The sequence below is a fragment of the Kineosporia corallincola genome (assembly GCF_018499875.1).
Lineage (GTDB): Bacteria > Actinomycetota > Actinomycetes > Actinomycetales > Kineosporiaceae > Kineosporia > Kineosporia corallincola.
Map to the genome: position 1 here is coordinate 414,809 of NZ_JAHBAY010000004.1, position 11,726 is coordinate 426,534.

Annotated in this window: 6 protein-coding genes and 1 pseudogene; 5 read left to right on the plus strand and 2 right to left on the minus strand. The window is 72.1% G+C overall.

What is annotated here, in order from left to right; all coding sequences use genetic code 11:
* Nucleotides 1–66: 66 nt before the first annotated feature.
* Nucleotides 67–1,032: pseudogene (locus KIH74_RS12145) on the plus strand (threo-3-hydroxy-L-aspartate ammonia-lyase).
* Here KIH74_RS12145 and KIH74_RS12150 read toward each other — a convergent pair.
* Nucleotides 1,022–2,914 carry a putative bifunctional diguanylate cyclase/phosphodiesterase gene (locus tag KIH74_RS12150; protein WP_214155974.1) on the minus strand — a complete coding sequence of 631 codons (1,893 nt, stop codon included), beginning with the start codon at nucleotides 2,912–2,914 and terminating at the stop codon, nucleotides 1,022–1,024. The pseudogene KIH74_RS12145 and the gene KIH74_RS12150 overlap by 11 nt on opposite strands.
* A 544-nt stretch (nucleotides 2,915–3,458) precedes the next feature.
* On the opposite strand from KIH74_RS12150, the gene KIH74_RS12155 reads away from it, so the two are divergent.
* From KIH74_RS12155 to KIH74_RS12165, 3 genes are all read left to right on the plus strand, one after another.
* On the plus strand, nucleotides 3,459–3,731 hold the full coding sequence (locus KIH74_RS12155; RefSeq protein WP_214155975.1) for a hypothetical protein: 273 nt from the start codon (nucleotides 3,459–3,461) through the stop codon (nucleotides 3,729–3,731).
* Nucleotides 3,728–6,835: a coiled-coil domain-containing protein gene (locus tag KIH74_RS12160; RefSeq protein WP_214155976.1), complete on the plus strand. Its 3,108-nt coding sequence runs from the start codon at nucleotides 3,728–3,730 to the stop codon at nucleotides 6,833–6,835. The genes KIH74_RS12155 and KIH74_RS12160 overlap by 4 nt, the downstream gene beginning before the upstream one ends.
* Before the next feature lie 486 nt (nucleotides 6,836–7,321).
* Nucleotides 7,322–8,158, plus strand: coding sequence for a hypothetical protein (locus KIH74_RS12165; protein ID WP_214155977.1), 837 nt, complete (start codon nucleotides 7,322–7,324; stop codon nucleotides 8,156–8,158).
* Here KIH74_RS12165 and KIH74_RS12170 read toward each other — a convergent pair.
* On the minus strand, nucleotides 8,155–9,540 hold the full coding sequence (locus tag KIH74_RS12170; RefSeq protein ID WP_214155978.1) for a sugar transferase: 1,386 nt from the start codon (nucleotides 9,538–9,540) through the stop codon (nucleotides 8,155–8,157). The genes KIH74_RS12165 and KIH74_RS12170 overlap by 4 nt on opposite strands.
* 594 nt (nucleotides 9,541–10,134) lie before the next feature.
* Between KIH74_RS12170 and KIH74_RS12175 the strand changes: the two genes are divergently transcribed.
* Entirely contained in the window at nucleotides 10,135–11,673 is a 1,539-nt protein-coding gene (locus KIH74_RS12175; protein ID WP_214155979.1) for an AbeC-like domain-containing protein, read from the plus strand.
* Nucleotides 11,674–11,726: the final 53 nt, after the last annotated feature.

Sequence of the window (11,726 nt, forward strand, 5' to 3'; positions counted from 1 at the left end):
TCCAGCTTCGCAGAGGCTCCCGGAATCCGCGTGATGAGTGGCGCGGGGCCGACGTAGGCTGCGCCCATGCCGGACACCGTCACCTACGCAGACGTCGAGGCCGCCGCCCACCGGATCGCCGGGGTGGTGCACCGCACGCCGGTGGTGACCAGCCGCCGCATCGACGCCCAGGCCGGGGCGCAGATCTTCCTCAAGTGCGAGAACCTGCAATGAGCCGGGTCTTTCAAGATCCGTGGGGCGTACAACGCGCTGGCCCGGCTGAGCGAGGAACAGCGCCGGGCCGGGGTGGTCGCGTTCTCGTCGGGCAACCACGCGCAGGCCGTGGCGCTGGCCGCGAGCCTGCTCGGCGCACCCGCCACCATCGTCATGCCGCACGACACCGTCGCCTCGAAACTGGCCGCCACCCAGGAGTACGGCGCCGAGGTGATCGAGTACGACCGCTACACGCAGGACCGCGCGGCGATCGCCGCGCGGCTCGCCGAGGAACGCGGCCTCACCCTCGTGCCCCCGTTCGACCACCCGCACGTGATCGCCGGCCAGGGCACCGCGGCCCGCGAGATGCTGGAGGAGGTGCCCGGCCTGGACGCCGTGATCACCCCGCTCGGCGGTGGTGGGCTGCTCTCCGGAACCGTGCTCAGTGTGCGGCAACTCGCACCCCGGGCACAGATCATCGGGGTCGAGCCGGAGGCCGGTGACGACGGCGCGCAGTCGTTCCGCAAGGGCGAGATCGTCACCATCCCGACGCCCCGCACGATCGCCGACGGGGCACAGACCACGGCCCTGGGCGTGCACCCGTTCGCCGTCATCCGCCGCGAGGTCACCGGCGTGACCACCGCGAGCGACGCCGAACTGGTCTCTGCCATGCGGCTTCTCGCCGGAACGGCGAAACTGGTGGTGGAGCCGACCGGGGCCCTCGCGCTGGCCGGTGCGCTCCGGCTGGCGCGCGGCGAGCTGGCCGGCCGGCGCGTCGGTGTGGTGCTCAGCGGCGGCAACGTCGACCTGGACCGCTTCGCCGCGCTGATCAGCGGCTGAGGTAGTCACCGGCCTCGGCCGGGGGCAGCGGGACGCTGTAGTACGAGCCCTGGGCGTGGTCCGCGCCGAGCGAGGTGACCAGGGCCTCGTCCTGGGCGGTCTCCACGCCCTCCACGGTGACCTGCATGCCCAGGCGGTGCGCCAGGGCGATGGTGGAGGCCAGCACGTCGCGCCGGGCCGACCCCTGCACCGGCTGCTGGCTGTGCCGGCCCGGGCCGAACAGCCGGCTGGTCAGCCGGGCCGGTGCGGCCTGGGCCGGGCTCGGCACCGGGCGCTGGGCGGAGAGGAAGTCCCCGGCCAGCTTCAGCGTGCGCACCCCCATCCCGGGCAGTTCTGCCAGCCGGGCCAGATGGGCCTTGCCGGTGCCGAAGTCGTCGAGGGCCAGGCCCACGCCGACATGGGCCAGGTCGCGGATCACGGCCTGCGCGGCCGGGTCGCCCAGGGCCGCGTTCTCGGTGATCTCCAGCTGGAGCAGGTGAGCAGGCAGGCCGGTGCGGTCGAGGACGGTGACCACGTCACGCACCGTGGACTGCTCGGTGAGCTGCCGGGGATCCAGGTTGACCGAGATCACCGGGCCCCGGGCCAGGTCGTCGTGCCAGGCCAGGCTCTGCCCGCAGGCCCGCTCCAGCACGCTGCGCCCGAGCTCCTGGATCAGCCCGGCGCGCTGGGCGAGCGGGATGAACGCGTCCGGCTCCAGCAGGCCCAGACGCTCGTGCTCCCAGCGGGCCAGGGCCTCGACCATCTCGACCCGGCCGGAGCGCAGGCCGACGATGGGCTGGTAGTGGGCCAGCAGCCGGCCCGAGTCGATCGCGGCCGGCAGCTCGGCGGCCAGGGTGAGCCCGGCGACCTGCCTGGCCGCGCGCTCCACCTCGAACAGCGCGATCGACCCGGTGCCGCGGTCGCGGGCCCAGGAGCCGGCCAGGCCGACGTCGCGCAGCATGGTCTCCGGGTCGGCGTTGCCGGTGGGCCGGGAGACCACGCCGACCGAGGGCGAGAGCACCACCGAGCGGTCTCCCAGGCTGATCGGGGCGCGCACCGCCTCCTGCGCCGCCGCCACCCGCTGGGTCACGTTCTCCTGCCGCTCCTGGCCGGGCGTCTTCACCCCGATCGCGGCCACGATGAACTCCTCGCGGCCGACCTTGGCGATCAGCTCGTCGCTGCCGCCGAACCGGGCCGCCAGCCGCTCGGTGACGGTGCGCAGCAGCTGGTCGCCCACGGCCGGTCCGAAACCCCGGTCCAGGGGCTCGAATCCGCCCAGGGTGAGCAGGCAGACGCCGAGGACGCCCGGGGGCGAGGAGGCCAGCAGCTCGTTGAGGGCCACCACGAAGCCCCGGCGGTTGGGCAGGCCGGTGACCGGGTCGCGCAGTTCGGCCTGCCGCTGCTCGGCCCGGGCCCGCTCCAGCGCCAGCAGGGCGGAGCTGCGGATGGCGTCCTGCTCCTCCAGCGTCTTGTCGCGCACCGCGCGCACGAAGCCCTGGCTGATCGTGGAGACCAGCTCGGCGGCGCGTTCCGGTTGTGTGGCCGCGAACCGGCGCACCACCAGGGCCGTGGTGCACCCGAGCGCGGCCGGGGAGGCGTAGCCCATCTGCACCAGGGCGTGGCCCAGCTCGGTGCCCGGGGTGGCGGCCGGGGCGTCGTCCGCCAGCGCCTCGACCAGGCGGATGGTCCAGCGGCGCAGCTCGGCGACGATCGCGGTGCGGTCGGCCGCGACGTAGCCGGTGCGGGCCAGCAGCCCGGCCCACTCCCAGGCGATCACGGTGGTGTCGACGGCGGCGTCGTCGATGACGTCGGTGGTGTTACCCGTGCTGTTGCCGTTGGTCATGGCTGCGACCCCGTTCGCTCCGGAGACGGCGTGGACCCCGTTGGTCACGTTCTTCGCCATCGGTCCTACCGGAGCCACGGGGGCGGCCGGAATCGGCGTCAGGGGGCCGGGATTCGGTCGGGCACCGTTCGACCCGGCGCGGATGCGCACCAGGTGCCTCGGTGGGTCGTGCGGGAACGCTTCGGCCCTGTCGGGCGTGGTGTCCACCGGATTCCTCCACAGCTCGGTGCACGCGGCCCGTTGGTTCGAACCGCATGGGCAGACGGGACCGCCCGGCGACGGGCTCGACCGTTCCACGAGCCTAGTGGGTTGTTTTGCACATAAATAGCTGAAGTGAGCATCGTGTCGAGGAATGGCGCTGACCAGCCCGGACGGCGTGTCGCGGTGCCGGAAGTGGTTCATGATCAACGATCTCGGTGCAGCGTCGGTGCGATAACTCGGTCCGGACACGCGGCAAGCTTTAACTCAGAGTTGAGGTCCACTACAGTGAGCGACGCCATTCGGAACCTCGGACGGCCCCGGGTCGTGCCCGCACGGATCGCGCTACCGGCTCACCGGGATCTCAGGCCAGGAGGCTCGCGGAAGATGTGAGAGGGGTTTCGCCGTGCCGGTGGACCTTTCGGCGGTCGACCTCTCGGGGGTGGCCGTCGGCGCCGTCGGAGTTCTCCTCGTCGTGCTCGGCTGCGCGGTGGCGCTTCTCGCGCTTCGCTACCGCAGGGAGAACGGTCAGCTGAGGGCGCGGAACACCGCGCTGTCGATGGAAAATGACCGCTGGCACGAGGATTTCGCCGCGGCCGCCGGCGAGCTGGCCGCCCTGCGCGACAACCTGCACGAGAACTGTGCCTATCGTGGGGCACCCAGGGCGGAGGCGTCATGAGCGAATTGTCCGTCCGGGCCGAGGACGCCCGCCGCTTCGCGGGCGAGATGCTCTCCACCGCAGCGGATTCCGCCGAGCGCACTCGCGCCGAGCTGGAACGTCATCCGGGCCTGACCGTCGCCGCCCTCGGTGCGGCCGTGGGTCTGCTGGTGCTCCTGGTGCTGGTGATCCGCGCCGCGCACCGCAGCTCCCGGCGTCATCAGGCCGCGCAGCTGCGTGACGACCTGGTCGACGCCGTCCGGTTGGGCGAGATCGACATCAACGACCTGCGTGTGTTCGCGATGATCGACTTCTGCGACCGGGTGGCCCGGGTCGGCCGGCGTCCGCACTCGGGCCGTCACGCCAGCTCCCGCCCGGTGCTCGACAGCGCGCTGGCCGGCAGCCTGCTCAGCGCGGTCGGCCCGGGCAGCCTGCTGCCGCCCGGTGGGCCGTTCTGGCCCTACGCCTCGCCCGAGCCGGGCGAGGTGGAGGTCAGTGACGTGTGGGTGCGGGCCGTCAGCCTCCAGCGTCAGGTCATGGGACGACGCGGCCGTTCCGGCGAGACCGTCGAGCCGGTCCCGACTCCCGGTTCCGCCCCGCGCCGTCGCCGGCTGGTGTCGGTCCCGACCGGTGAGCTCCCGGTCGTCGGGGCGGAAAAGACCTCCACCGCCAAGGAATTGGGGACGACGAACGAAGCCCAGCCGGTGCCGGACATCGACCTGCGTGAGGTCCCGGCGCCGGGCGACCACCTTGAGGACGACGCAAGCCCCGCCCCCCACCTCCCCACCGCCGATGCCGCGGGTCGCGACTCCCTCACCGTCGGCGCCGCAGCGGCCGTGACCCTGGACGGTGCGCCCACGACTGACGCCGGGCGGACCGTCTCGGGCGCGGCCGACCTGGTTATGGCTGACCTGGATATGGCTGGCCTGGATATGGCTGGCCTGGATATGGCTGGCCTGGATATGGCTGGCCTGGATATGGCTGGCCTGGTTGCGGCCGCCCTGGATGGTGTGGCCTCGGGCGGAGCTGCCTCGGGCGGAGCTGCCTCGGGCGAGGTCCGCTTGGGTGCTGCCGGATTGAATGCGGCTACCCCTGACCTGGCTGCCCTGAAAGAGACCGGTCCGAGCGTGAGCGGCCTGGACGGAGTCGGCACGGACAGGACGGTCGCCGGTGCGCTGAGCATGGCCGACGCTGACCCGGTTGTCGTGAATGCGCCGGGCGCGAACGAGTCCGGCGCGAGCGCGGACGGTGCCGGGGAACAGGTCGTGGACGCGACCGGTCCCGCCGACCGCGATGCGGTTGATGCCGGGGAAGCTCCGGACGGACGGGTGGATGTCCCCGCCGCGAGCGCCCCTGCCGCAGCGGTTGCCGAGCGAGCCTTCGACCCGTTGACCGACCCGTTGAGCGATCCCTTCCTGGCGGCGGACGAGGCACCGTCGGAGATCCTGGAGCCGGTGTTCTTCGCCGCCGCCCAGGCCAAGTGGGCCGCGGAATGGACGGCGCGCCGGACCGTCACCGAGCAGTGGGGCACGGGCGCAGAGGCGCCCGGGAGCGGGGAACTCGTCGCCGAACTGGGATCTGCCGAACTGGGAGCTGCCGAGTCGGGAGCCGCCGAGCCCCTTGGCGCCATGACCAGCGGCACCGGTCAGGAACGCACCGGTCAGGAACGCATCGGGCAGGAGCGCATCGGGCAGGAACGCATCGGGCAGGAACGCATCGGGCAGGAACGCATCGGGCAGGAGCGCATCGGGCAGGAACGCATCGGGCAGGAACGCATCGGGCAGGAACGCATCGGGCAGGAACGCATCGCCCTGGAGCGTGCTGAGCTGGAGCGCGTCGAGCTGGAGTGTGCTGGGCCGGAGCGTGTCCAGCTGGAGCGTGCTGAGCTCGAGCCCGCCGACCCGGAGAGTGCCGAGCTGGAGCGCGGAGAGCTGGAGCGTGCCGAGCTGGAGCGTGCCGAGCTGGGGCGCGCTGAGCTGGAGCGCACCGAGCTTCGTGAGCGGTCCGGCGGCGGAGCGCTCCGGGTGACCGTGGGGACCGGGGTCTGGGTGCCTCCCACCGTCGGTGCCCGTGGTGTGGGCGAGGAGCGGGCCATCGATCTGCGTCCTCTGGAGGCTCCGCGGCGCATCGACCTGACCCAGCTCGAACGGGAACAGACCAACTCCGGTGATGACGACGCCGCCCCGGCCGCGGCACGGGCGGGGGAGATGGCGTCCGCCGTGACCGGGACCGGGACGCCTGAGGCCGCGACCATGAGAGCAGCGGCGGCGCGGGGCGGCGAGGCTCTGCCTGCCGCGACGACCGTGCCCGCAACAGAGGCGTCCATGGCGACGGCGCCCGCAACGTCAGGGTCCGCAATGCCGGCGTCCGTGACGACGGGGTCCGCGGCGTCAGCATCCACGACGACGGCGCCCGCAACGACGGCGCCCGCAACGACGGCGCCCGCAACGCCGACCCCATTGCCCCCGACCCCGGCGCCCCCAGCGCCGGCGGTGCCTGCCGCGACGGTGGGCGCTACGTCTCGGGGTGGGCGTGTGGCTTCGGAGGGTAGGGCGTCGTCCCCGTCGACGGGTGGTGCCGCCGGGCCGTACGGCCGGGCGCGGGAAGACCGTGCTGACGGCGGCCTCGGTCGGGATGCTCTCACCCCGACCGAGGGGGGCGGCGCTCGGGTGCCGGTCTCGGCGGGGGAGCGGCCGCCGGCGCCGGAGACGAATCCGATTCCGCTGCCGTCCCGGTCCCGGCAGCCAGGCCGGCCGGCCTGGCCCGCGGGGCGGGGAACGGCCGCGGAATCGGTGAACGGAGTTGAGGGGGATGAGGTTTCGTCGTCCTCAGGCAGTCTGGAGCTGCGGCCGCGCTGGATGGCGTCGCGGGAGCGGGACGCGCTGGTCGGGGGCGTCGTGGAGCCGGCCGGCAGCATCCTCGACCCGAAGGACGACGACGGCCGGGGCGGGTTCTGGGGACGCCGGCCCGCCCGCCGCCCCCGCACGTCGCTCACCGCGGTGACCGGGCACGGCAAACCGCCGGGCGCTCTGGTGCCGTTCACCGGGCAGCTCCCGGTGCAGGGCGGCACCGGGGAGGACGTGCGTGACGTGCGTGAGCCGGAGGACGAGCCGGTGCGGCGCTGACGTCGTCCCCGGTTGTGAAGGTCTTGCATACCGGTGCGTGACAGAACCATTGGTGCACCCCTGCACTACCCGGAAATTACATCGCGGGATGTCCTGAATTGATCCGGCATCTGCCTTGGTTGCCAGGGGCACCGACCTGCTGTCCGAAGACCGGCCAGTGCCCGATGAGGCGGTATCCACCCGCACAGGGGTCGGGTGGATACCGGCCGTCGCCGGACGGCATCATGTGGCTCCCCGCACGTCCATAATGCTTGCTGGACCGAGCCTTTGCCGTGCCTGCGCAGTGTCTCTGCGACGGCGGTGCAGTACCCGGGACTTTGCTGGGATCGCCGAGATCACATACGGATACCACTTTCTTTCCGTCGTCAATGGGTCGTTCGTGCCGTACCTTGCGGGGACCGGTGACAGATCCGGGCGAATGAGCGAAAGTGGAAGTCATGTGTGCGGTGCGCGGACTTCCCGGGAAGGACTGCGCGGATGGGGCAGATGAGCATGACCCAGCAGGTGCCTAGTGGCGCGATGAGCCAGCCGCCGTTCGTTGAGGTGCCGTCGGCCGCCGTGCTCTTCTCCGTGGAGGAGGGACGGGTGCGTCGCGCCGTTCCGCCCGGCCAGGAGGTCACGGTGGGCCGTAGCCGCGCCTGCGACCTGCGCGTCGCCTTCGAGCCCGAGGACGACCACGTCTCCCGCCACAGCGCCACGCTGCGGGTGCTGGCCGACTGCGTGCTGATCCGCAACGTCTCCTCGTCCAAACTGATCTCGCTGCGCCCGCTCACCGGCGCCGCCCGCACGGTCGAGCCCGGCGCGGCCACCACCTCGCTGCCCTGGCGCCAGTTCGACGTCGTCATCACCGGCCGCTTCGGCCGGGACTACGTCGTGCACGTGGACGCCCGCGGCCTGCCGCCGTCGAGCACCGCGCTGGAGGAGGAGTCGGACTCCTCGCCCACCGTGGTCGTGCCCCCGATCATGCTCACCCCGGCCCAGCGTCGCCTGCTCACCGCGCTCTGTGAGCCGCTGCTCACCCGTTCCGGCACCCAGGCCAGCGCCGCCACCTACCGTCAGGTGGCCGAGCGCGTCGGGCGCCGTCCCGGATACGTGCGCAACGTGTTCAAGCAGGTGCGCGAGAAGCTGGACAGCCACGGCGTGCCCGGCCTGGTCTCCCGCGAGCGGCCGGACGCCGCCGAGGACTTCCGGCTGCCGCTGGCGATGTGGGCCATCCGCAGCGGCACCATCACCCACGCCGACCTGGCCCAGGCCCAGACCTGGTTCGCGGCGGCCGCGGCCAACCCGCAGCCCGATCATCCGGACGACGACGAAGAGCTCTAATACGCTCCCTGCCCCTTGACCACCGCGCGCACGGTGCGCCAGAGGATGCTCAGGTCGAGCGTCATCGACCAGTTGTCCACGTAGCGCAGGTCGAGCAGGAGCGACTGCTCCCAGCTCAGGTCGGAGCGGCCGGACACCTGCCAGAGCCCGGTCATGCCCGGCCGCACCCGCAGCCGGCGCACCGCGTCGCTGGAGTAGCCCGCCACCTCGCTGGGCAGCGGCGGGCGCGGGCCGACCAGCGACATGTCGCCCTTGGCCACGTTGATCAGCTGGGGCAGCTCGTCGAGGGAGTAGCGGCGCAGCACCGAGCCGAGCGGGGTGACCCGAGGGTCGGCGCGCATCTTGAACAGCACCCCGTTGCCGTCGTCGGCGGCGCTCAGGTCGGTGAGGCGGCGCTCGGCGTCGGTGACCATCGAGCGGAACTTGTAGATCGAGAACTCCCGCCCGCCCACGCCGACCCGGGTCTGCCGGAAGAACGCCGGGCCCGGGCTGGTCAGCCGCACCGCCAGGGCCAGGCCGATCAGCAGGGGCGACAGGGCCAGCAGGATCGCGGTGCCGAGCAGCCGGTCGAACGCGGCCTTGAGCAGCAGGTCCCCGCCGTCGGCGGTGGGCTGCTCGAGGTGCAGCAGCGACAGGCCGGCCAGCGGCCGGATCGACAGCCGGGGCCCGGCCACCTCGACGATGCCGGGGGAGACGACCAGCTCCACGTCCCGGTCCTCCAGCTCCCAGGCCAGCTCGCGCAGCGGATGCCCCCACAGGTCGGGGTGCGAGACCACGGCCACCACGTGCGCGCCGGTGGCGTCGACCGCGGCCAGCACGTCGTCGGGGCCGCCCATCACCGGCACGCCGTCCACGTCGCTGGGGGTGACCGGGCTGGTGGCCAGGCAGACGCCCACCGGCACCATGCCCCGGTAGGTGGTGTTGCGCAGCAGGTGCACCAGCTCGACGGCGCCCTCGGCGTCGCCCAGCACGATGGTGCGCTCCAGGCCGATCCCGGCGGCCCGGGCGTGGTGCAGCCGGATGCGCAGGACCTTGCGCACGGCCAGCGCGCCGCACACGGTGACCGGCACAGCGAAGATCACCACCGAGCGGGACACGTTGCTGCGGGACAGGTACGAGGTGACGGCGATGGTCGCGAACAGCACCACGCCGGAGCGCAGCACCCGCTGGAACTCCTCGGTGCCGGCCCCGAGGAAGCGCCGTTCGTAGACCCGGTCCAGGCCGGCGATGCCGATCCAGATCAGCGGCAGCACGATCGGCACCCAGGACCAGCGGCCCGGAGCCTCGCCGTCGAACCGCAGCAGGATGGCCAGCAGAGCTGCGGCGCCGGCGCACAGCGCGTCGGCCACCAGCACGTCGCGGCGGTATCGGTTGAGGGCCACCCGGGCGTCGATGTCGGCGTGCCGGGGGAGACCCCGCGCGCCGGCGTCCGACGGTCCGGAGAGCCCGGAGACTGCACCCGCACTGCCCGCAAGGCCGGGTGCGCCGCCAGGGCCGGGATCGGCGCCTTCTCCGGGAATGCTGTGATCGCCGGGATACGCGTGGTGATCGGTGCCGGTGGGGTTGCTCTTACCCCGAGGTTGTACACGCCGGGACGTCAAGACAAACCCCCAGAGCGGTCTAGTCGGGTCAATGCCGTGGCTCTCAGCGGCGGTCCGGGCGATCACACCCTAGGGCAATTCATCACTGCCCGAGGTTGCTTATTCACACTTGGTGACGTGAATGTTCCCGCTGGTCAGAGCTATGCGCTGAATGCCGGAATTGGGGTGAATCTGACGGCCGCTTTGCGTCGTCCCCGATTGTCTTGAGCCGCCCCGGGACAAAGTGACGAGGGAAAGATCGTGTGACTCGCCCCGTCCTGTCGCTCTTGGGCCAATACTCGGTGCATCATCTAGAGCGGATACACCTGGACGGGTGAAACTCTGTCCTCGGGGTAACCCGTAACCAAGGGTCAGTGAGCGACGCAGGGAGCCCGAATGCCGCCCTCGGAGACTTCGCGACACCGCGGAGGCAGGACCACGGCCGAGGCCACGCCCCGGCTGATCTCCAGCGCCCCGCCTGAGGTCAGGGTGCGCCAGGCGCTCCAGCCACCGTGGTCGGCGCAGCGCAGACCGGCCGGCCCCGAGCGGCCCTTCGTGGTCGCGGGCGACGGCATCACCCGGCAGCTCTGCTCGGCCATCCACCTGAACGCCTCGTTCGGCGGCGAGGTGCTCAACGACTTCGTCTACCCGGACTGGAAGGCGATGGCGCCGAACTGGCACATCGACGCCGTGGCGCTGGCCCGGCACGCCGCCCAGGCCAAGCAGCGCCGCGAGACCCGCGACGTGTGGCTGCTCGTGGTCACCGCCGTGGTGGCGATCGTCCTGGAGATCGCCCTGGTCTCCATCTTCACCGGCGACCTCGGCCCGGGCGGCCTGCTGCTGCTCGGCCTGTCCGCCCTGGTCGGCTCCTACCTGGCCGGGTTCCTGATCATCTGGCGGCACTACCGGGCGGTGCACGACTCGGCGCTCGCCTCGATCGGCATCCGCGGCCTCGACGCCGTCGAGCCACCCCCACTACCTGAAGACGTCGAACAGGCCATCCGCGACTCCGGCCGGGCCAACGTCGTGGTGTTCGCCGGCAAGACGCCGTTCAACGGCTCAGGGGAGCAGATCGACCACTGGAGCTTCACCGTCGACACCCGGGTCGGCACGCTCGACGCGGGCCTGGGCAAGCGTGGCGAGCCGAAGCCGTTCGAGGCCATCGACCTGCACCGCTACCTGCTCGAGCAGATCCCGCTGACGATGGAGAACAAGCCGCGCACCGGTCACCGGCTGTACGTGATCGGCGGCCACGCCCGCACCGTCGGCGGCCTGTTCCGCTCCGGCCCGGTGCCCGACGACCGGGACTACGAGCTGCGGTTCCGCCGGCCGATCTCGGTGGTGCGGCCCGAGGTGATCGAGAAGTCGCTGCGCACCCAGCACCGGTCCGCCCGGCCCTACACCTATTTCGAGGTCACCGGCTGGGACGGCCAGGTCGTCGTCACCCTGTTCGTGCGGGTGGAGAAGCGCGGCCCGATGCTCGAGGTGGAGATGTCGGTGTGCGCGCTGCGGCCGCTCAAGGGCGACTACGGCGACGTGGTGAAGATCCCGGTCGGTCCCGGCGCCTACCGGCTGCCGTTGCTGCGCACCGTGTTCCCGATGGTCTGGCCGCTGCTGTGGGGCAGCCCGTCGCGGGCGATCCGCAAGATCCGCATGGACCGGCAGGAGACCGCCGACCGCCTCGACCTGGACCAGGAACTGGAAGAGCGCAACGACCTGAGCTGGGCCGCCTCGCCGAGCCTGCGCGACCGCACGGCCGCCGCACAGAACGGCAACCACTTCGGCGCGGCCGACGAGCGCATCTACCACAACGCGTTCAAGCGCCGCGGAATCGACGTGCTGCGCGAGTTCCTGGTGGAGCACGACGTGGACGTGAAGGAGTTCGACCTGGCGGCGTCGTTCATGGTGCCCGGGGTCAGCACGCCCAGCTCATAAAATCGCATAGCCCGCGTACAGGTAACGGTCGGCCGCCGTGCAGGGGCCGGGTG